Origin of the sequence: Arsenophonus sp. PmNCSU2021_1, assembly GCF_036919435.1 — a bacterium.
Classification (GTDB): domain Bacteria; phylum Pseudomonadota; class Gammaproteobacteria; order Enterobacterales; family Enterobacteriaceae; genus Arsenophonus; species Arsenophonus nilaparvatae.
In genome coordinates this window covers 152,369-172,213 of record NZ_JAZHPL010000009.1, presented here as the reverse complement: position 1 = coordinate 172,213, position 19,845 = coordinate 152,369, and the positions used below count along the sequence as shown (strand labels likewise).

General features: G+C 44.8%; 26 protein-coding genes and 1 pseudogene. 15 read left to right on the top strand and 12 right to left on the bottom strand.

All coding sequences use genetic code 11. The features are described from left to right. Positions 1 to 59: 59 nt before the first annotated feature. From V3224_RS20645 to V3224_RS20590, 12 genes are read right to left on the bottom strand one after another with little or no spacing between them, the layout of a single operon-like run. A complete protein-coding gene (locus tag V3224_RS20645) occupies positions 60 to 740 on the bottom strand; it encodes a hypothetical protein (RefSeq protein ID WP_334472450.1) in 681 nt (226 codons plus the stop codon). Next, complete coding sequence (gene traG / locus V3224_RS20640) at positions 737 to 3,553, bottom strand: conjugal transfer mating-pair stabilization protein TraG (protein WP_334472449.1); 2,817 nt, start codon at positions 3,551 to 3,553, stop codon at positions 737 to 739. The genes V3224_RS20645 and traG overlap by 4 nt, the downstream gene beginning before the upstream one ends. Positions 3,554 to 3,555: 2 nt before the next feature. Beyond that, on the bottom strand, positions 3,556 to 4,914 hold the full coding sequence (locus tag V3224_RS20635; RefSeq protein WP_334472448.1) for a conjugal transfer protein TraH: 1,359 nt from the start codon (positions 4,912 to 4,914) through the stop codon (positions 3,556 to 3,558). Continuing rightward, the gene (gene trbB, locus V3224_RS20630; protein WP_334472447.1) at positions 4,911 to 5,438 is read right to left on the bottom strand and encodes a type-F conjugative transfer system pilin assembly thiol-disulfide isomerase TrbB; all 528 of its coding nucleotides are present in this window, start codon (positions 5,436 to 5,438) and stop codon (positions 4,911 to 4,913) included. Before trbB ends, V3224_RS20635 begins: the two co-directional genes overlap by 4 nt. Positions 5,439 to 5,440: 2 nt before the next feature. Then, positions 5,441 to 6,202 (bottom strand): type-F conjugative transfer system pilin assembly protein TraF, encoded by a 762-nt coding sequence (gene traF / locus V3224_RS20625; RefSeq protein ID WP_334472446.1) that lies wholly within the window; start codon positions 6,200 to 6,202, stop codon positions 5,441 to 5,443. Beyond that, on the bottom strand, positions 6,199 to 7,998 hold the full coding sequence (traN, locus tag V3224_RS20620) for a type-F conjugative transfer system mating-pair stabilization protein TraN (RefSeq protein WP_334472445.1): 1,800 nt from the start codon (positions 7,996 to 7,998) through the stop codon (positions 6,199 to 6,201). The genes traF and traN overlap by 4 nt, the downstream gene beginning before the upstream one ends. After that, on the bottom strand, positions 7,991 to 8,413 hold the full coding sequence (gene trbC, locus V3224_RS20615) for a type-F conjugative transfer system pilin assembly protein TrbC (RefSeq protein WP_334472444.1): 423 nt from the start codon (positions 8,411 to 8,413) through the stop codon (positions 7,991 to 7,993). Before trbC ends, traN begins: the two co-directional genes overlap by 8 nt. A 10-nt stretch (positions 8,414 to 8,423) precedes the next feature. Beyond that, the gene (gene traU, locus V3224_RS20610; protein WP_334472443.1) at positions 8,424 to 9,416 is read right to left on the bottom strand and encodes a conjugal transfer pilus assembly protein TraU; all 993 of its coding nucleotides are present in this window, start codon (positions 9,414 to 9,416) and stop codon (positions 8,424 to 8,426) included. Next, positions 9,416 to 10,090: a thioredoxin domain-containing protein gene (locus tag V3224_RS20605; protein ID WP_334472442.1), complete on the bottom strand. Its 675-nt coding sequence runs from the start codon at positions 10,088 to 10,090 to the stop codon at positions 9,416 to 9,418. The genes traU and V3224_RS20605 overlap by 1 nt, the downstream gene beginning before the upstream one ends. Continuing rightward, complete coding sequence (locus V3224_RS20600; protein ID WP_334472441.1) at positions 10,087 to 10,446, bottom strand: hypothetical protein; 360 nt, start codon at positions 10,444 to 10,446, stop codon at positions 10,087 to 10,089. Before V3224_RS20600 ends, V3224_RS20605 begins: the two co-directional genes overlap by 4 nt. Continuing rightward, positions 10,443 to 10,724: a hypothetical protein gene (locus V3224_RS20595; RefSeq protein ID WP_334472440.1), complete on the bottom strand. Its 282-nt coding sequence runs from the start codon at positions 10,722 to 10,724 to the stop codon at positions 10,443 to 10,445. The genes V3224_RS20600 and V3224_RS20595 overlap by 4 nt, the downstream gene beginning before the upstream one ends. Before the next feature lie 18 nt (positions 10,725 to 10,742). Continuing rightward, on the bottom strand, positions 10,743 to 11,711 hold the full coding sequence (locus V3224_RS20590) for an IS110 family transposase (RefSeq protein WP_032115191.1): 969 nt from the start codon (positions 11,709 to 11,711) through the stop codon (positions 10,743 to 10,745). 129 nt (positions 11,712 to 11,840) lie between these two features. Between V3224_RS20590 and V3224_RS20585 the strand changes: the two genes are divergently transcribed. The 15 genes and pseudogenes from V3224_RS20585 to V3224_RS20515 all read left to right on the top strand — a co-directional run bounded on the left by V3224_RS20585 (position 11,841) and on the right by V3224_RS20515 (position 19,832). Then, positions 11,841 to 12,209, top strand: coding sequence for a hypothetical protein (locus tag V3224_RS20585; protein WP_334472439.1), 369 nt, complete (start codon positions 11,841 to 11,843; stop codon positions 12,207 to 12,209). Continuing rightward, positions 12,161 to 12,868, top strand: a complete 708-nt coding sequence (locus V3224_RS20580; RefSeq protein ID WP_334472438.1) for a hypothetical protein — start codon at positions 12,161 to 12,163, stop codon at positions 12,866 to 12,868. The genes V3224_RS20585 and V3224_RS20580 overlap by 49 nt, the downstream gene beginning before the upstream one ends. Continuing rightward, positions 12,865 to 13,296 carry a phage baseplate protein gene (locus V3224_RS20575; protein ID WP_334472437.1) on the top strand — a complete coding sequence of 144 codons (432 nt, stop codon included), beginning with the start codon at positions 12,865 to 12,867 and terminating at the stop codon, positions 13,294 to 13,296. Before V3224_RS20580 ends, V3224_RS20575 begins: the two co-directional genes overlap by 4 nt. Positions 13,297 to 13,372: 76 nt before the next feature. Next, positions 13,373 to 13,531, top strand: coding sequence for a hypothetical protein (locus tag V3224_RS20570; RefSeq protein ID WP_334472436.1), 159 nt, complete (start codon positions 13,373 to 13,375; stop codon positions 13,529 to 13,531). A gap of 84 nt (positions 13,532 to 13,615) precedes the next feature. Then, positions 13,616 to 13,774, top strand: coding sequence for a hypothetical protein (locus V3224_RS20565; RefSeq protein WP_334470634.1), 159 nt, complete (start codon positions 13,616 to 13,618; stop codon positions 13,772 to 13,774). A 173-nt stretch (positions 13,775 to 13,947) separates the two neighbouring features. Then, a pseudogene (locus V3224_RS20560) lies at positions 13,948 to 14,787 on the top strand (IS701 family transposase); the annotation flags it as partial. Between the two features lie 4 nt (positions 14,788 to 14,791). Continuing rightward, a complete protein-coding gene (locus tag V3224_RS20555) occupies positions 14,792 to 15,124 on the top strand; it encodes a phage baseplate plug family protein (RefSeq protein ID WP_334472435.1) in 333 nt (110 codons plus the stop codon). Beyond that, positions 15,121 to 15,978 (top strand): baseplate hub protein, encoded by an 858-nt coding sequence (locus V3224_RS20550; RefSeq protein ID WP_334472434.1) that lies wholly within the window; start codon positions 15,121 to 15,123, stop codon positions 15,976 to 15,978. The genes V3224_RS20555 and V3224_RS20550 overlap by 4 nt, the downstream gene beginning before the upstream one ends. Next, a complete protein-coding gene (locus V3224_RS20545) occupies positions 15,975 to 16,577 on the top strand; it encodes a Gp138 family membrane-puncturing spike protein (protein ID WP_334472433.1) in 603 nt (200 codons plus the stop codon). Before V3224_RS20550 ends, V3224_RS20545 begins: the two co-directional genes overlap by 4 nt. Beyond that, the gene (locus tag V3224_RS20540; RefSeq protein WP_334472432.1) at positions 16,552 to 16,947 is read left to right on the top strand and encodes a hypothetical protein; all 396 of its coding nucleotides are present in this window, start codon (positions 16,552 to 16,554) and stop codon (positions 16,945 to 16,947) included. The genes V3224_RS20545 and V3224_RS20540 overlap by 26 nt, the downstream gene beginning before the upstream one ends. Next, positions 16,944 to 17,165 (top strand): hypothetical protein, encoded by a 222-nt coding sequence (locus tag V3224_RS20535; RefSeq protein WP_334472431.1) that lies wholly within the window; start codon positions 16,944 to 16,946, stop codon positions 17,163 to 17,165. The genes V3224_RS20540 and V3224_RS20535 overlap by 4 nt, the downstream gene beginning before the upstream one ends. A 173-nt stretch (positions 17,166 to 17,338) precedes the next feature. Beyond that, positions 17,339 to 17,884 carry a hypothetical protein gene (locus tag V3224_RS20530; protein WP_334472430.1) on the top strand — a complete coding sequence of 182 codons (546 nt, stop codon included), beginning with the start codon at positions 17,339 to 17,341 and terminating at the stop codon, positions 17,882 to 17,884. A gap of 163 nt (positions 17,885 to 18,047) precedes the next feature. Continuing rightward, positions 18,048 to 18,380, top strand: a complete 333-nt coding sequence (locus V3224_RS20525; RefSeq protein WP_334472337.1) for a DUF2612 domain-containing protein — start codon at positions 18,048 to 18,050, stop codon at positions 18,378 to 18,380. After that, positions 18,377 to 18,784, top strand: coding sequence for a DUF2612 domain-containing protein (locus V3224_RS20520; RefSeq protein WP_334472429.1), 408 nt, complete (start codon positions 18,377 to 18,379; stop codon positions 18,782 to 18,784). The genes V3224_RS20525 and V3224_RS20520 overlap by 4 nt, the downstream gene beginning before the upstream one ends. A 73-nt stretch (positions 18,785 to 18,857) precedes the next feature. Next, entirely contained in the window at positions 18,858 to 19,832 is a 975-nt protein-coding gene (locus V3224_RS20515) for an IS701 family transposase (protein ID WP_334472378.1), read from the top strand. Positions 19,833 to 19,845 lie beyond the last annotated feature (13 nt).

The window sequence follows — 19,845 nt, the reverse complement described above, 5'->3', positions numbered from 1 at the left end:
TTACTTGAACAGCTACCTGTTCAAGTAAAATGGTGATAAAAGATGGTTAGATATGATGATCAAATATCACGATGACTATCTGAGAAATGGTCATTGTGATCAAACCCACTTGTCGTGCTGAAATCATTGTCATAATGGTTATATGAAGTATGTGAAGAATCATCGTAAGAACTATCAAACGAGTAGGAAGATAAAGATCCGCCTATATCATAACTGCCAGAACCGTACATATTTCCCGCACAATCTGAGCCACATCCACTCATTGATAGCCCTGTGGCTGGATTAGTATCTAATCTATCAGAGATCTCTTCATCAAAAAGATTGCTATTTGCGTGTTCACTATTGAAAGGAGAAAAGTTATGTGATGAATGATCTGAATATCCATTCCGTTGCCAATCTTGAGGGGCGTAAGAAAAAAGAATGGCGCCAGCAATAAATAATGAAATGATTGCGGATAGTATTATCCCTCCGTAGATAACTTCGGAAAACACATATCCATCATTTTTTGCGGATATCTCTAAAAATTCTCTTGAGAGAATTAAAATATTTCCGATAAAAAAGCCAACTAACAGTGGGTATTTGAATACTTTTTCACTTTCACGCCAATTTTTTGAAAAAAAACAAAATACAGCGCTAAGGTTAATGACGCTCATCGCGATCATCGATGAGGCTTGCTTAAAGTAGAACAAAAACAGCGTTTCGAGGATGACTATTGTGATGATAAATGCAATAAATCTCATTCTGATTTTCCTCCTTTATCCTCGTACCTTTTAAGATTAGTGGATTTTTCCTTATTTATCGCCTTTTCATTAGCGGTTATTTTATCCTGCGTGGGTGCCACGTTATGCCCAAAATCGGTTTTCTCTGCCCGTATCGCTTTTGCATATTCACCGGTATTGGCCTCTGCGGATTCAAGTAGCCTGACTTTATTGCTTTCCCCCGTTTCTGGGTTAACAATGGTCTGGTGTTGTCGAATTTGGCCTTTATTGGCTTGCGTTTCCAATTGTGCCGCATTTTGATTAAAACCGGTTGGATTATATTGACCGGCATCATGAGGTACCTGCATACCCTGATAATGACTGGCGACTACCGTTTGATTGGCAAAGTGGTTATGGCGAATATCCTCCGCAATCCGATCACTAAACTCGCTCACCAGCGCTTCACGCTGTGCTCTAACTTCTGGTGACCCACTGTCGGTTAACACATGACTCGTCTCTGATTGCCCTAAGCGTTGATAAGCAAACTGGGTAAATTCCTGCTCCAGGCGGTGCGAAGCACTTAGGCGTTCTGTTTCCGTTAAATTGGCTTGCTCCGATATGCGCTGCTCTTTGGTTTGACTTGCGGTAAATCCGGCGAAGTTTTCGCTGGTGTTTTGCAGAGAGGCTCTTAGATCTCTGACTAAAGAACGGGTTTCCGAATTAGAGATGCGACTAATTTCATCGTCTGTCATATTCTTAATAACGGTTGCTGACTGACTCGATGCGAAATCTTTTGCCACTTGCATATCTTCGCTGGTTTTGTTGCTTTTTGACGCAGAGTCTGTATTAGTGTCTCGCCATTCATGATTGTACCTTGCGTTAGCATCTAATTCCGCGCTCGCTTTTGCGTTTGATGATCCCTTGCTAACACTCAGGCTTCCTTTTGCCCCAAATCCAAAACCGGCAACATCGGTACTATCGGTTGAAGTTCTATCCTCTCTGGATGTACTGTTATTTGAAGACATAGCTTCTTTTGCGTATTGGGATTGTCGTTGAACATCTTCAATCGCCTGGCGTTGTTCACTGGATAATTTACTGTCTTGCGATCCCTGCTTGCTAAACTGATTACTTAGCGCCGTTGAAATATTATAGGTATCATTAATCGCACTCTTTAACCCCTGATGGTAACTTTCACTTTCTTGGTGTTGACTACTTAACGCTTTACTAAAGCTGGTATCGAGCATCGAGCTGGTATCTAAACTAAACGGCAATTTCGAGATAGCTTGGGTGGTATCGACAATATGCTGGCCACTTTGGGTGGTGCTAATCATCGCCCCGTTATCAATCTGCTGGCTGGAAAGTCCCGCTTTGAAACTCCGGTTTAAATCCGTTTTAAAGCCGTTGATGTTTTCTACCTGCATATTGGCCATGTTGTAATTGCCACTGGCCACCGCTGACGCATCTGCGGTCGTTGCCCCTGCCAGGGCGTTACCGAGATAGGAGCCGGCACTGGCAATCTGCTGGCCGAGTGAGGTGAAGAGCTTAAAACTTAAAAACGGAATCGACATCATCATCCAGCCGGCAATCCCTGCCGTGGTGCTGCCGGTCTGGGTGAGTCTGTCCAGATTAGAAAACGTCACATTTTCGCCATTTAGCGTCGTTGCCATCATGAAATTATAAATGTGATTAAAGATAGCAAACATCACTGGCCACAACATGAGGCTGCCCATGATGTTCAGATAATTAATGATGACTTTGTACGTTATTTCTCGCACAAAAAGCGCTAATGCCATAATCGGAAAGAGCGAAATACATAAAAGCATCAGCACAGTATTGAGTTGCGGCAGCATTTCACTGGCCAGATGATAACTGGCCTGATGTGACAGGCGCATTTTGGCTAGTGATTGTTCGGTGGTAATCAGGTTTAACCCTGCGGGGTCATTCATGGCTGCGGCATAGGCGTTAAAGCCTTTTCTCAATCCTGCTATCATGATGTTCTGTTTTAAAATATCCGCTGCACTTTGGCTTGCTTTCATAAAGTAGTTGTAGCTGCCTTCGAGCATATGCGGTAACACCACCGAGGCATCGTGTCGGCCTGGAAAGAGCTTTCGTGCATAAAACATCAATGTGCTGCCGGTTCCGCTGGTATCCAGATTAAGCAGTGATTTGAGTTTGACGGTGGCTTGCTGGCAGGTCATAAACTGACTGCGTGCCCCCTCGGTGTTTTCAGCCTCCCACCCCTGATAATAAATGCCTCTTAATGGGCTGGGTTTTGAGAAAATCAGACTATAAATATCGCGCGTATTGAGTAGCTGGCTTAAACTGTATTTGTGGTTTAGCTGGATATCAGGAATAACACAGTTTTTCACGTATTCACTGAAATTGGCATTAATCTCAGGACTGTGGCTGTGAAAGGTTAGGGATTCCTGCATCAGTTTTTGCCCAAACATTAAGCCCGTTTTGCTGTAGGCAACACTGTCGGGGAGATGGAAAAAGTCATCATAAAATGTCGCTACCGAATGGCCGATACCGGTGAGCAACCAAAGTGGGGTGGCTAATCCTACTGGCACATTATCCACCCGATTGATTTTGTCTGGCCTTGTCAGGTCGTTGACCACCACCGTGACTTTCGGTGTAAGCAATAATGCCGTCACACAAACGAAGGTGAATCCCCAGGCAAAAAGCCCTTTTAAGTCATGGGTTTTAACGTACGTCATGACGCAGGTTAAAATGCCGAGCGTCTCCGCCAGATAAAGTAGCCCACCCCAGGTGCGGTGATTGACCATCGCCGCCACTGCATTCAAGGTTTGGGTCACCATGTCACCACCACTGATAAACCAGGTATCTAATACCATCTTTACCCTCCAAACTGATAGTTGCTCATCAATCGGGCAGACAACCCTGATGAGAGTTGCTGGCGCAAATAGTGCAAATTGCGCTCAAGCTCTAGCAGATGATTTTGATTAATCCGCATTTTGGTTAAGCGCTGCGCCATTTTTTCGCGCACGGTTTTAAGGCTATTTTGAAACTGCCTGTTTTCTTCTTCAGTATTCAGGCTCCCTGCGCCGGCTACTTCCACCAAATCAATCAGACCGTCGATATAGCTCACCACCATGTCGCTGGCGATGTACTCAGCCAGCGACGTCACCATTGATTCATCAAGGCTTAATGAGGCACTGTCAATCACATAGCGCAGAATTTGGACGCGGGTGCTGCCAATCAAGGCCGTCTCCTTGTCGGTTAATGCCGCATCGGTGGTGGATTTTTTAAACAGGCTTGACAACAACTTTTGGATTTGTGCTATCATGCCATGGCTGGCGGTGACTGTGATTTTGCTCTTCGTTGGCTTTAGGCATTGCGTGACATCGTCACAACGATATACCTCCGTTGTGCCACCTTTTAGAATCGCGTTCATTACACTGTCACTTGCCCCTAGCCCTGGTAAAATCGACAATTCTCCTTGATTGCCATAAATCACGGTGCCGACCAGCGACATCATGAGTTCCTTTAATTCCCTGTCATCGCTGATAAACTGATTAATCTTTTCAAACGCGCTCCAGGTCAAGTTGCGATTGCGCGGTATCCGCTTTTTCTCTTCGTCATTGGCATGGTTAAACACCTTGTTGGTTTCATTGCCCACGCCACAGCCCTGACGGGACGCTGCCCAATCGGCAAAAACGCTGTGGTTACCGGCGATATCCTGACAAATATGTTGGGTGTTAGTTTGATATTTAGGGGCGAGACCACCGATAATTCCTTGTGCCGCCTGACAGGTGGAGATATTCATGTTGTTAATGTCCGAGGCTAGCTTTTGCAGATAATCCTTGACCGCCTTAACTTGTGGCAGTGCGGTTTCTAACGCCAGGTCAAACGCGTAACCGGCGGCATTACTTAAAATCTCTTTCGCCATCACTTTAATCTGGTCGGAGTTAATGAAGCTAAATGACCCCAGATAGGCATCAATGCCGCCACAACCGGATTTCACTTCGGGTAACGTGACCAAGATAAGCTGGATTTGCCTGACGGGATTGCGCAGAAACAGCGACCCACCCGTGAGATAACCTGCTGCCTGCCCTTGCCACGCCGCCGCTTGCGTAATATTCCCGCCACTGCCACTATCGAGTTGCTGGAAAAACTTGTTTAAATCTTCATTGATACCCGCATGCGCTGTGGCACCAAACAGCATCAGGGCGATTATTGGATTGCGGTTTTTCATTGCAATACCCCCAGTTTTTCGGCAAGCAGAAAAGACTGTTCCAGTCGGTTAACGAAGGCCGTTGCACTCAGCATGCCTTGCGAAACTGGAATAGCGACCAGCGTTTGCGTGTTAACAATAAAATCCGTTGGGGTCACCTGCGGTAATTCAGGGAAAAACTCACTTATCACATCAGGTGTTACCGGTAATATGTTGGTAAAGGTACTATCACCGAGTCCGTCAAAACTGTAGACAAAAACCGGAATACCCAGTTGCTGTGCGGTAGCATTCAGAATGGGATTAAACTGCTGGCAATACTGACAATCGGATTTCATAAAATGCACGATTTGCCAATGGGTGATGTTAAGCACCTGACCGGTTGATAAGCGAAAGGTCTGTGGCTTCGTTTTCGGCGCTGTGCGCGGTTGCGTTGGGTTATTCCTGGCTACCGTCTTGTGTTTTTCGAGTGCCGCGATTTCATCAATCGCACCCGCATTGACGGGAATGACGAAAAGCAGCACAAAAAAAGCAAATAGTATTTTCATCGTTAATCCCTCGGGGCAAAATCAGTGACACGGTTTAACAGCCGTTTAGCTAAATCATCCTGACTGATAAAACCATAAGCCAGTGGATGGTAGCTTCCCGTGCTCGGTTCAACCAAAAAAAGCGCAGGGAAATAACGAATTTGCATCGTGGCGGCCTGTCCTCGGTCTTTCTGGCTGTTAGGTAATTCAGGGTTGATGACACCATCGACACTGATTGGCATTACCGCCATCTGATATTGCTGGGCAAATTCCCGCACCACTTGGGCTAATTTGTTGTCCAACGGCACCTTGCCACGATAGAAGAAAAAGACCCCATAGCGTTGATTGACGGCTTTAATGGCGGTGGCTTGGGCTTTACGTTCGTTCGCGTAAGACAGGGGTACGGTGGCGTTATAGTGCGAGTGACGGTTGTTGTAATCGAGTTCCGGTTTGAGGAGTAGCACCTTCTGCCAGGTGGCTGAAAACTGACTGGCGTTATCCGACCAGTAGTTTTGAAATGCCATCCAGCGCGCCACTTTCTCCGGTGATTTCGGGTCGAGCACCGCAGCATTGCGTAATTCATCGCCCAGGGCTTTGATTTTTTGCATGGTTTCCACGGCTGACAGCGGTTTTTGCGGTGATGACGGTGCTTCCGGCGATTCCTGTTGCGGTGCCGGTTCGTTATACCAGTGCCAGCCAACCGCAGGGGAATAGTGATAGCCATCGTCCGGTTTGGCGGTAACCACCGCCGATAACAGCAAGCCACTTAACAAAAGGCGTTTCATGATTTGCGCCCCTGTAATTCGTTTTTAATCTGCTGGCTTATCTTTTCAGTGAGCTTTTTGCTATCCGGTAGTTTCGTTTGGCTATTGAGTTCGTCATAGAATTCGGTGAAATCGAGCAAATCAAATTTCACCCGCTGCAATTCGTCAATCGTCAGTCCGCGACAGTCGGGATGTTTAGCGCTGCCAAACCACACGCCCAGTTGACCATCACGACCTTGTAATTGGACAATTTGCGCGAGCTTACTGTCAAACACGCAATAGCTGTGTTTTTTACGCAAACACACGCCTAACACGTCTTCAGCGCAAAACTCCCCAACATCAACCACCAATCCTTTTTCTTTGGCTTTCCCAATCGCTTTTTCTTCACTGTCACAACTGGCAAGACCGATATCATGTCCCCAACCGTTGCTTTTACAGCAATTACTAAAGCCAATCGCCGTTTTACGACATGCCATCGGTTTACCGGTAAAGGCACTAATATTTTTGCCACGCCTGCTGATGTCTTTACCGGCTTTAGCGAGTGCGGCTAATTGTGATACCGCTTCACCAAAATCATTGTTTTTACCGGATGCAATAGCCGCGCATTTGCCGTCTGAACAGTAGAATTTACCGCCACAGAGAAAACCTTCTCCCTGCGTGGTTTGCTGGCACTGGAATTTGACCGATTCTTTAACGCATAAATTGCCGATTTTCTGCAAACACTGGCGTTTCCCTTCACTGCAATTGGGGTCTTTTTCCCAGCGTCCACAGGTATTATCATCGTTTTCTGAGGCGACCCACTGTTCGGATTCTTGCCAGCAAGGGAGCGTGACAGGATAACGTTTGCCGTCTTTAACGACATAACGGGTTTCCCCTTTTTGGCTGCACCCCGCTTTAGTTTTGACCGCATTGGCTTTATCAACGGGGCAGTTCGCTGTCCAAACGACTTTTGGATGCCAGATTGTTTCATTGACTTTTACGGTAAAGTGCAACGTTACTTTTGCCGGTTGATTAAAGCGATATCTTTTCGCACTGTCTCGATCGTTGTGTGAGAATCGGATGGGTCGACTTTGACTGAATGTTCGGTCAGTTATATTCAGTTCTCCACTCAGCGTCTGTCTTGAACCGATCCAATAAAAGAAATTACCGCCAAGCCCTGAAACTTCCACACCGCCATAGCAACGATGGCAACCTGGGTGAGCATAAGTTACTTTTTCTATCGTCCCCTCAATATCCGGCGTGATAACCACCACAATGCGACCGCCCTCCTTATGGAACGGTAAGTTTTGCAATTGATAAACCCGTGTGACAGTTCTGGTTTGCGTTTCACTTGTCCACTCAACGCTGGCCGTGTTAGTGCAGGTGCTGACAATGGTTTTTCCCCGTTGGCAAACATGCGCTTTAAAGCTTGACTGGCTAATGCTTTTTTTGCTGCACTGCTCAACACTGCCTGCGGTGATGCCTTCGGCATTTTCCTGTATCGTCTGGCTGTTTTTTACCATGTCCGATTGCCAGTCGATTTTATCCTTGGGATTATTGATATAGGTTTCACGGGCGAGCTTGCCTAGTTCACTGTCATTTAGGGACTGATTGGCAGCATTACCTATTTTCGATGCATCTTGATAGAAATTTGCCTCATTGGGGTTAGGGGTAAAATTGGGTAATTCCTTTTGTGGCTGAAAATCCTTTAGCGCAGATTCCGTCTGCTTTTGCGTTTGTTCAGCCAGGTCATAGCCTTCTTTCGCCGCATTATCCATGTCGTTGGCAAGCGCCGATATCGCAAACATCAAGAGTGGCACGGTCAGTATTTTATTCATCACGGCACGCTCCATGACGACTGATTTGTATGAGACCTTCATCTAACGCCACTGACCCATACACGACATCAAATGTCTTGCCACAGCGTTTAACCAGCGCAGGAACCTGGGTAATGCCATAGTCATCAAAGCGCAGCGGGTCAATCTGGATACCCGCTACCTGATATTTTTGCATCAGATTGAGCAAGTAACGGGCGGTTTTTTCCATGCTGTTGTCAATCAGTCCATTAAAATAGACTGGAATTCCTTTTGTCTGTGCTGATTTTAATAGCGGCACTAACGTTTTTTCGGGGATGCTGGATGATAAAAAATAGGCGGTTTCTTGCTGTACACTTGCTAACGGCGCGCCCTCTTCTGCCTGTGTGGTGGCTGAAGCCAGCAAGATTAATAAAGAGAGCAATATCACTTTTCGCACTTTCATCCTCCTAAAGCACCACACAGTTGCGTTTTTTCCACACCAGATAGCCGTAATTCTTTTTGGTGTTGGGCATTTCTTTACCCGTTTGCCAGCGAATCACACTGCGACCGGTCGGATGGCATTGATTGGCATCGGGCACGGGGTTAACCATCTGATAGCGGTAACGGCTTTTGGGCATAATCACAGTCGGGTATTCCTGACATACCGCCTTGTTTTCGCCAATCGTGTCCCAAATCATGCCTTGACGATGTAATTTAAAATTCATCCGCTCAGTGAGTAATAACGCACTATTAATGCCACTGCTTTCGGAATAAACCGTCCCCGTGAATGGATACATCGAGCCGTGAGAACCCGCGCACCAAAAGAGCGCATCGAGTGGCAAACGGGCTTCACTGGCAATCGCATCGGCGGCACAGGCTAACTGCGCGCTGCTATTACCAAATAGCAGCGCCTCTGGATTGGTAAAAAGCGCCAGATTGTCGTCCATCCACATCGGGTCAAGTTCAGAGAGATAACCAATGTCATATTCCCCGCCTTGCATACAGCCAATGGTGGTCAAGATATTAAGCCAGCTAATCAGCGGATATTTATACCAGTGAACGTGGTACATCCCGCCTGGATTTTCATTCGCGCCTTTGGTGCCTTTTCCCATGCCAATTTGTCCTATCGGAATGGTGAAACCGCCCATATTGACCATACACATCGGTGAGCGCGTCACATCGGTCATGGCAAACGGCTCCCAGAAACCTATCGCAAGACCAATGCGCTGAAATAACGGGGGTGGCGCTGGGCATAACTGAATCGGGGAAGAGGGATTACGCGTATCCGGTAATTCACTGCTATTTAAACTGATATTGTCGAGACTTATCGGAAACAAACAGCGCCAGCAGATATCGGTAATGGGATTGACCCAGCGACCCTCACACAATGACGCTTTTGCCGATAGCATCGGATTGAGCAGCAAAAAAGCGAGCAATAGTTGCAAGAGGCGCAGTTTCATTATTCGCCTCGCTTCGCTTTTTGGACGGCGGCTAATAACGTTTTTTCATCGACCACACCGGTTAACATTGTGGTGGTGTTCACGTCTGGATTTTTAGTAGCAGTGACAATGAACGCGGGTGTGGTTTTTATATTTAACTCTTCCAGGAAGTATTTGGTTTGCTTGGCTATCTTGTCGCTCGTGACATCCCATCCCAAAAGTTCCTCTTTCGTGCCAGCAAACGCAATCCCTACACCAAACATTGCTTCTTTTACCGATTCACCCTTAAATAGCTGGCTAAAATAGTGCATAAAGGCCTTCTCTCCCTGCAATATCCAGACCTTTTTTTCAGCCTGTGCCGCTAATTGGGCATTCGGTAATTCACCTTGTGTATTTCGAAATATCACGCGAATATCGGGGTGTTTTTTTGCCAGCGTTAACAACATCGGTGCCATTTTTTTACAGTCGGCACACGCATAATCATAAACCGCGACAAGCGTGACGCTTCCTTTTGCATTAATGACCGGATGCATACCACCAAAATTTGTGCTGATATCTTCAATGACGCTTTTTTGGATTTCTTCCGCGCTAAGCACTTTACAACCTTTTGGCGTACAATGTGTTGTTTCGGCTAATACCGCAGCCGGCAACAGTAATGCGCTCATTAATAAACCCACTGTGATACGGCTTTTCATAAAATCTCCTGTTTTTGTATTCTGATTTCGGTGCCTTTTTTTAACTTCATCAACCGATTGAATAATTCATCACCAATGTCGGCATCCGTTTTTGCTTCATCAAAAACGTAAACTTCGTCGTCAGGCGAAAATTCAGGGGCTACTTGATGGCTGAATTCAATTAAAACGTCAAAATGTTCAATTTCTGGGTCTGGGTGATCGAATAAACAAATCCGCATATCAGGAATACCGACATTCATCATCACTCTCAGCTCTTCCCCTATTTCCTGCTCAAGCGTCCCACTGGCAGGATAAAGATAAATACGGTGATGATCGGGTTTTTCGGGATTAACTTCTAAATCTTCAAACTGACTCATTTTATCGCCACCTCGGTTATCCGTAGTAAGGATTGATTTGGCATTTCATCCACTACACTGGGTAATTTCTCAATACCAAACCGGTTAACTAAAACGCCACCCTGGTCAAAGTAGATACGCTGATTTAAGGTCTCCGCCGTTGTTTTTATATTTCCGTTCACCAAAATGATTTTATGGATGGCGGTCGCGGGTTTTTGCGCAGCGACCCAGGCAAGTTGTTTTTCATCATCGCCATCGATGAAATAAAGCGTTTCATTAAAAGAGGTGATATCAAGCAACTGTCTTGAACAGTATATTTATGGAGCAACGTTATGATACGACTCATCCCATTCTTGGTTCTTTCTGAGAATCGCATTCAGGATAGTCAGCAGTTTGCGCATACAGGCAACCAGCGCCACTTTTTTGGCTTTTCCTGCTGCAACCAGCCGTGTGTAAAATGCTTTTATCACCGGATTGAAACGAGTTGCAACCAGTGCAGCCATGTACAAAGAGGTTCGAACTCCGGCCCGACCGCCAAAAATGGTTCGTCGGCCACGCATGGTTCCCGAGTCTCTATTAACAGGAGCTACCCCAACCAGTGCACTGATCTCCCTGCGCGAGAGTTTCCCTAACTCAGGGACTTCTGCCAGCAATGTAGCAGCAGTCATCATACCAATGCCTTTGATAGTACTTAGCCGCTCTGCAAGCTCGTTGAAATGATCCGTAATATGCTTATGCATATCCTCGTCAATCCGTTTAAGTTCATTTTCTAGTGCATTGATGATGTTACTGATGCTTTTTCTGTTTTGCGGGTGAGATGGATGCATCCGGTTTCTTTCAGCTACAAGCATTGCAATCAGCTGGCGTCTGCGCACCACCATAGCAGCAAGAATCTGACGCTCTGCATCAGGAATAGCCTGGATAAAACGTGACCGCTCAGGATGGCGGTTAATGACATCAGCCATCTGAGCTAAAACTCTGGCATCTATTCTATCAGTCTTTGCCAGATAGCCCATGGATCGAGCAAAGTCTCTGGCTTGCCTGGGATTGATAACGGCAACATCAAAACCTTCAGCCTGAAGAGCGCATGCAATCGCTGCCTCGAGACCACCTGTAGCTTCCATCAGAATCAAGGCTATGTTGTTCTTTTTCAGTTGATAAATGATGGTATCGAACCCGTCAGGGTTATTGCTGACTCTGAACTGCTCAATGTTATTGGTGCCTGCAATATCCAATGAAGCTTTAGAAACATCAATTCCTACACAAATTGGATTTAGCTGACTCATATTACCCATCCTTGCAAATACGTTATGAATTACGGACAACTGTTCGGGTTTCAGATGAGTGGCTAAGTGTATGCATCATTCGCTTTGCTACGGGCTATAAACCCCAGGGACAATCGGATTACATACACCTTGCCAAATCTAATCGCTATTATTATAACCAAATTTCAAGATACAAGGGATAAAAACCATGGGGGTGGCATTGCTAACCAATCCTATTTTTTGGGTCGCTGCTGCATTATTGCTGTTGTCGCCGTCATCGAAGACCTGTACGTCTGGATGAACGGCGGTGAAAGTGTGTTTAGCAAGTGGATGGAAGGCTGGGGAATATTTCCCGATGATGTGCGAAAAATGATTGATACTGTTATCGGTTATTTTTCTGCTATGTGGGATCGCATTAAGGCAGATTTTCTCTTTTTGGTGAATTTCATCACGGCGGTGTTTACTGGCGATTGGGGCACGGTGATTGCCATGATAAAACAGGCGTTTGTGCAGTTTTAAAAGCGATATTTTCACCACTGGTCAATTGGTTCAGTGAAAAATTTACCGCGATCGGCAATTGGTGTGAAAAAACCTTTAACGATGCCTATGACGCTGTAACGCTGTCTTTCATTAAGATGTGGGAAGATATCAAAGCACCGTTTGTGGCTGCGTGGAATTGGGTAAAAGACCTTTTCACGGGCGGTATTGCTGAGACTACTGAGGAGATGACCGCTAGCTTGCACGCCGTGGGTGATATTCTTGAAACGATATTCACCGCACCGCTTAAGATTGTTAAAGCGCTTTTTTCCGGCAATTTTGGTGATATCGGTAACATCATCAGTGACAAATTTAAAAAAGTGGCGGACGGCGTGAAGAAAATCTTTACGGGTACGTGGAATGCCATCAAAAGTATTTTCTCGGATTCCGATAAAGAACTCGACAACGCCACCAAAAACGTGGAATTCGCCAATAACAGGCTGCAACAAGCCAGTCAGACGATTAATCACATCTCAACAAACAGCCAGAAAGTTATCAGCAATGCTGCCTCACAGACCAACAACATCAATGTGAATGTGGCAGGCGGCAATAAGGCAATCGGTCAACAGATTGGCAGGGAGGTTCACAACCATATCCCTATGCTGAGCCAAGACCAGTTGGTACGAGGAGGCGCCTTTTGAGTTTTCTCTCTCAAGTGATCTCAAATCACATTTCCAATACGCCCACGCAAAAAATCGGCATCGCTGGATTCACCGCTTATGTCTGGACGGATAAAACCACGCAACGCAGTGCTACCGTCACCGATATCCCACTGGAAACAGGCGTTGTGATTGCCGATCACATTAACCCTACCCCTGTGCAAATCTCGATAGGCGGCGTGATTTCCGATTCGTTTTTAAGTTTGAGTAGTGAAAATACCGTCTTTGAGTCTTTCAATCGGCAAATTGGTTTTATTGATAGCTATGTAGGCAATCGGACACAGGCGGTCAGGCAAAAAATTGCGGAAATGAACAGCAAAGCGCAGCAAATTCTGGATTTAAAATCGCAGGTCGAAAACACGGCGCAGGGAATTTATCACAGTCGATATGGGTTATCAGGTGCTCGATAACATGGCGCTGGAAAGTTTCGCCACCTCGCAAAGCAATGAAGATAGTTTTTTGCTTTTCACCTTGACGCTTAAGTAAGTGCGCTTTGTCACCTTTGAGCAGGTGAACATCACCCCTGTTGCCAACCAATCCGCTACAGGGATGAGCAAAACAGGGGCAGCACAAATGAGTGTGGCGAAAAACAAAGGCGCTCAGACGCCACAAAAAAGCGCCCTGAAATCTTTGTTTGGAGGTTAAACAGTATGTACCAGACACGAGTTTCGCAATCTCCAAAAAAGAAGTATAAATTTAAAAACAAGAAAAAATCAGGGTGTTCATATTTTGTCGGGTTATCCATGTATTAAAGATATCTATAAAACATTCTTACAAGTAAGCAGTTTAAGATACTCTGGTTTAGCGTTATCAGAAGTAAGCCCATCGCCTTTATCTCATGACACTGTTAGCCGATGGCTAAAAAGTACACGAGTTTCGCACCAATAAAAAAACGCTCTATTTTTAAGTTTAATTCAGCATAATATATAAATAGATAAAACCTTATAAATCAAATACAACTTATTGTAATTTAAGAAAATTCAGGTGTTTTAGTAACTTGCAGATTGATCATTGCTTTTAAGCCATTTCTAGAATTTTATATGCCTGTGCGAAACTCGTGAAGTAGATGTTTTAGACCTAAAGACCTATGGCGATTAGTTGAACCTTCTATAGACAAAAAAAGCCCTTGCGTACTAATTGCCGATGATACATTGATTGCCAAAACACGTAGTAAAAAAATAGAGATGGTCCATTATCAATATTCAGGTAATGAACATGAGGTTATTGCTGGCATAGGTTTAGTTAATTTGCTTTGGCATGATCTGACGAAGGTTGAATCAATTCCTATCAATTATCTTATTTATGATAAAGATTCTGATGGAAAAACAAAAAACACGCACTTTTCCGAAATGCTCACTCTTGCTAAAAAAAGAGGGATCATGCCAGAAGCCGTAGTGATGGATGCTTGGTATTCTAGCCTGGATAACCTGAAATCAATTCGCTCTCATGGTTGGATCTGGGTAACCACGCTGAGGAAAAATAGGATTGTTAACCATAACAAACAACTGAACAAGTTAGACATCTCAGAAGAAGGAACGTCAATACACTTGCGAGGATATGGTTGGGTAACCGTTTTCAAATTTACAGCCAAAAACGGCCGTATTGATTACATAGTAACAAACAAAGAGAATCCCACCCGTCAATACCTCAAATCTATCATGGATGCCCGTTGGTCTGTTGAAGTTTATCATCGAGAAGTTAAACAAAACTGTGGTATTGAACGCTGTCAGGCTCGCACGAGCCGAGCGCAAAGAAACCATATTTTTCTCGCTATTTCTGCGTGGTTTGAACAACATAAACGTCGTATATCTGAAAAAATAACCCTTTATCAACAAAATTGGGACGTAATCAAAAGTGCTATTACTGAGCAAATCCGTGTTTTATTAGCGTACCCAAATTAGTTTTGTGCGAAACTCGTGCCAGATTGAAAACCTATCAAGCGATCCGGTGCAAACACATACGCTGTTAACCGACATTGACGATATTGAACTGACATTGACGTTTCATCCAAGTATTTCAGCGTGGAATATGGATATTACTTATCGGAATATCGCAATTAACGGGGTGGCGGTTTCGCTTAACGTACCGCTGCTACACGATAGCCGATTGCCGTTTACGATAGTGGCTGTCGCCCGTGATAATCGCGATATTGAGCCTTCCTTGCTGGATGATTTTGCCAGTGGCAGGGTAGTGCTCTATCTGCTGGTTGGTGAAGAAGAGAAGGAGGCCGTCTATTGAACCGTCAAACGCCGTTTTTTCGTGATTTCGAGTTGTTAATAGGTGAAGGGAAAAAGGCAATAAAGATAGTCCCGCCGTTTAAAATCACTTTTTCGTTTTCGAAGGATTTAACCCGTGACCGCCCCAATATCGGGCAAATTTCACTGTTTAATTTGTCGCCGTCGCGTCGTCATTCGCTGGCTGATTTTCAATATCGCAAGCAGCATATTGCCGCTCAACTTTCCATAGGTTATCTGACCACGGACTTGAAACTGCTGTTTTCTGGCTCCGTCAGTAAAGTCACACTATCAAAGCAAGGCACTGAGATTGTCACCACGCTGGAAATTGCCGACGGCGGGTTTGCTTTTCGCACGGCAACCATCAGCAAAGCCGTGACGTCAAAATCTGAGGCGGTTGATGCTACTGTGAGTACCATGACAGGCGTGAAAAAAGGCAAAGTCACCACGCAATCACCGTTGATTCGCCCCAAAATCATGACGGGGTCTTCGTTTGATGAATTACGTAAGCTCAAAGATGAAAAAGAACAGCTTTTTATCGACAACGGGCAGTTGCATATTTTGAGACGAAACGAGGTGCAAAATGGGAAAACAGAGTTAATCAGTGTGAATACCGGATTGATGGAAACGCCCACGCTTGACGATAAAAACGTACTGACCTTTAAAAGCGTCCTCAATCCCAATGTCTCAATTGGCTATCAGGTGCCAATTGACAGCAAGGTTGCCCCGCATCTTAACGGCGTTTATCGCATTTGCGCGATTGACTACGCGGGCGAAAGTGACACAGGCGAGTGGACGATGACGTGCAAATGCCAGCAGGAAAAAAACTACGTGGTGGTGAAGGAGAGTAAGGCGTGAATATCGAACTGATGAAAACCATTGCCAATCATATCAAATCTGAGATGGGCTGTGCCTTGATTGCCAAAGTGGTCAAGGTGAACCAAACCACGGTAGATTGCCAGCCTGTCACTAAAAAAAACGTGGTGATTAACGATGAAATTCACGCAATCGAATTTCCGGTTTTCCCCAATGTACCTGTCTCTTGGTCACAAGGTGGCGGCAGCTACACCGCCTATCCGGTCGCCGTGTGCGATTACTGCATTTTGCTCACCTTTGATAGTTGTATCGATAATTGGTGGATAGGCAACGACAACGTGCGCGGAGCAGAAAATCGGTTGCATGATTATAGTGATTGTGTCGCCCTTTTTGGACTTTGCAATCGTGACGGCGCCTTTTCGATACCGAAGGTGGCAACCACCGTCGGTGACCACATTTTTACTCACAATATTCACGTCAAACTCAACGTCACGATTGACGGCAACCTTGAGGTGAAAGGCATTATCACTGCTCCACAAATCACCGCACAGCAATCGTTAACGGTTGGCAATATCGATGTCGGCAACCATACGCACGGAGGCGTAGAAACAGGCAATGACAGCACCGGAAAACCAAAATAACCCGAAGGTGATTTTTATGAAAACCAGCCAGTTGACAGAGCACAACGATTGGCGATTTGGTCAATCGCTTGATGATTACCTCGTTGACAGCGAGGCAATTCACCAGAATATCAAAACCCGTTTGCAGTGTTTCAAATCCGATTGGTGGCTAGATGTTGAATTTGGCATGGACTGGCTGCAACTACTCGGTAGTCGTGGTACGGGCGAAACGTTGCGCCGTGAAATCTACAAGGTGGCATTAGGGACGGAGGGCGTCGTGCGTGTCGATAAGCTCAATATCACCGTTAAGGACTTCACCGCACACATCGAGATGGATTATACCGATGTCTTTAACCGAACACGCCCCCTTAATCAGGAGGTCAGCCAGTGAATATCAAACTTGATGAAAACGGTATCACGATTGCGACATTACCTGAACTGATTGAAATATTCATTGCCGAGTTTAAGACAATTTACGGCAGTGATATTAATCTTTCACAAGATACGCCTGACGGGCAGCGCATTGCTATTTATAGCCGAATTGCCCATGAATGTTTGGTATTGGTCAAAAAGCTCTATCAGAACCACGAGTTTCGCACAGGCATATAAAATTCTAGAAATGGCTTAAAAGCAATGATCAACCTGCAAGTTACTAAAACACATGAATTTTCTTAAATTACAATAAGTTGCATTTGATTTATAAGGTTTTATCTATTTATATATTATGCTGAATTAAACTTAAAAATAGAGCGTTTTTTTATTGGTGCGAAACTCGTGAGAACTTGAAGCCGGAGCAAGCCGAAGGACTCCACCTTGATTATCTAGCCAGAATCAACGGGCTGTTACGTAAGGAAAACGAAAGTGATAGTCATTTACGGCGCAGACGGTTAAAAACCTTTGCGAATGCCAGCCAAAGCACGATTGGCGGTATGGCTGCCCGTTTGAATCTGGTTAAAGGCGTTAATGATGCAGTGGTATACGAAAACACCACCAATGAGACTGATGCGCTGAATATTCCGCCTCATTCGATTTGGGTAATAGCAGAAGGGGGTGAAAATCAGGCAATTATTGATTGTATCGCCCGCAACAAAACAGGGGGGACGGGACTTAAAGGCACTATCACGGGAAAATACATTGACAAGATAGCCCAAGCAGACGACACGTTTTTTGAGGTAGTGCATGAATACCGATTTGACCGTCCTAAAATCACCACAATTTCAATTAAGCTCACCGCCACGCGTGAAAAAGCCAATGAGCCTGTGCCGATACAGGAGATTAAAGACGAACTGGTTAAATCCCTTATCGCATTGGCGAAAACATCAAAGTGACTGCGCTTTATTGCATTTTGAACCGCATTGCACGTACTTACTATGTCTCTGACCTTCAAATATCAAAGGACGGCAACACGTGGACGAGTGCCATTTTAAAAGCCGATGTTGATGAGAAATTCAACATCGTCAGTGACAACATCATGGTTAATGAGGTAGTCACATGAGTCTCAAAGAAGAATATCAAAAACTGCTAATCAAGCAGTATTACACCAAACCCAAGGCAAGGGCGGAGATTTCCGCCCTTTTTAATGGGTATGCGGATTGTTTTGATACCGTTAATGCCTTTCGGGAAGCGTTTAATCTCGAAACGGCGCAAGGTGACCCGCTGGATATCATCGGCAGTTGGGTAGGAATCAGTCGCTTTCAACCCAGTGGTGAGCGCAAAGGCTTTTTTGGCTTTAAAAATCACGCCAAAGCGTTGCCGTTTGGTCAAAAGAGCGGAAAAAACAAGGGGGCTTTCGCTCCAAATTTGCACAGGATTTTTTGCCATTGAAATTACCCGATAAGCAATATCGCAGCCTGATTAAGCTCAAAATCATCAAAAATACCGCCCTTGCTACCGCCACCCAAACCGGTGATGTGAGCCTGTTATCACTGCAACAGGCGGTCAATTTTGCCATAGAAGGCGAAGGCTATTTAATTGACCGCCAGAACATGAGCCTCACCATCGTTATTACACCAAGAGCCGATAGGGAGTGGCTGGAATTCATCTTACGGCTTGATTTACTGCCCCGTCCGCAGGGCGTGCAAATTAATTATGTAACTCAGGAACCGAAAGGCACGTTTGGCTTTAAGGGACATCAAAATGCCATTTCGTGGTACAGCCGTTTTGACGTTAACCCAGAAGCAAGCATTGGTTACTTTGCCAAGAAAACTTTTTTGAATAACAGGAGATAACTTTCACGAGTTTCGCAATCTCCAAAAAAGAAATATAAATTTAAAAACAAGAAAAAATCAGGGTGTTCATATTTTGTCGGGTTATCCATGTATTAAAGATATCTATAAAACATTCTTACAAGTAAGCAGTTTAAGATACTCTGGTTTAGCGTTATCAGAAGTAAGCCCATCGCCTTTATCTCATGACACTGTTAGCCGATGGCTAAAAAGTAGATGTTTTAGACCTAAAGACCTATGGCGATTAGTTGAACCTTCTATAGACAAAAAAAGCCCTTGCGTACTAATTGCCGATGATACATTGATTGCCAAAACACGTAGTAAAAAAATAGTGATGGTCCATTATCAATATTCAGGTAATGAACATGAGGTTATTGCTGGCATAGGTTTAGTTAATTTTCTTTGGCATGATCTGACGAAGGTTGAATCAATTCCTATCAATTATCGTATTTATGATAAAGATTCTGATGGAAAAACAAAAAACACGCACTTTTCCGAAATGCTCACTCTTGCTAAAAAAAGAGGGATCATGCCAGAAGCCGTAGTGATGGATGCTTGGTATTCTAGCCTGGATAACCTGAAATCAATTCGCTCTCATGGTTGGATCTGGGTAACCACGCTGAGGAAAAATAGGATTGTTAACCATAACAAACAACTGAACAAGTTAGACATCTCAGAAGAAGGAACGTCAATACACTTGCGAGGATATGGTTGGGTAACCGTTTTCAAATTTACAGCCAAAAACGGCCGTATTGATTACATAGTAACAAACAAAGAGAATCCCACCCGTCAATACGTCCAATCTATCATGGATGCCCGTTGGTCTGTTGAAGTTTATCATCGAGAAGTTAAACAAAACTGTGGTATTGAACGCTGTCAGGCTCGCACGAGCCGAGCGCAAAGAAATCATATTTTTCTCGCTATTTCTGCGTGGTTTGAACAACATAAACGTCGTATATCTGAAAAAATAACCCTTTATCAACAAAATTGGGACGTAATCAAAAGTGCTATTACTGAGCAAATCCGTGTTTTATTAGCGTACCCAAATTAGTTTTGTGCGAAAC

Excerpts from the sequence above, each read along its gene's own strand:
- V3224_RS20590 (WP_032115191.1), bottom strand. The coding sequence starts at position 11,711 with ATGAGTCAGCTAAATCCAATTTGTGTAGGAATTGATGTTTCTAAAGCT.
- traN (WP_334472445.1), bottom strand. The coding sequence starts at position 7,998 with ATGAATAAAATACTGACCGTGCCACTCTTGATGTTTGCGATATCGGCG.
- traU (WP_334472443.1), bottom strand. The coding sequence starts at position 9,416 with ATGAAACTGCGCCTCTTGCAACTATTGCTCGCTTTTTTGCTGCTCAAT.
- V3224_RS20600 (WP_334472441.1), bottom strand. The coding sequence starts at position 10,446 with ATGAGTCAGTTTGAAGATTTAGAAGTTAATCCCGAAAAACCCGATCAT.
- trbB (WP_334472447.1), bottom strand. The coding sequence starts at position 5,438 with ATGAAAATACTATTTGCTTTTTTTGTGCTGCTTTTCGTCATTCCCGTC.
- V3224_RS20540 (WP_334472432.1), top strand. The coding sequence starts at position 16,552 with ATGACAGCACCGGAAAACCAAAATAACCCGAAGGTGATTTTTATGAAA.
- traG (WP_334472449.1), bottom strand. The coding sequence starts at position 3,553 with ATGGTATTAGATACCTGGTTTATCAGTGGTGGTGACATGGTGACCCAA.
- traF (WP_334472446.1), bottom strand. The coding sequence starts at position 6,202 with ATGAAACGCCTTTTGTTAAGTGGCTTGCTGTTATCGGCGGTGGTTACC.
- V3224_RS20605 (WP_334472442.1), bottom strand. The coding sequence starts at position 10,090 with ATGAAAAGCCGTATCACAGTGGGTTTATTAATGAGCGCATTACTGTTG.
- V3224_RS20525 (WP_334472337.1), top strand. The coding sequence starts at position 18,048 with ATGAGTCTCAAAGAAGAATATCAAAAACTGCTAATCAAGCAGTATTAC.
- V3224_RS20635 (WP_334472448.1), bottom strand. The coding sequence starts at position 4,914 with ATGAAAAACCGCAATCCAATAATCGCCCTGATGCTGTTTGGTGCCACA.
- V3224_RS20645 (WP_334472450.1), bottom strand. The coding sequence starts at position 740 with ATGAGATTTATTGCATTTATCATCACAATAGTCATCCTCGAAACGCTG.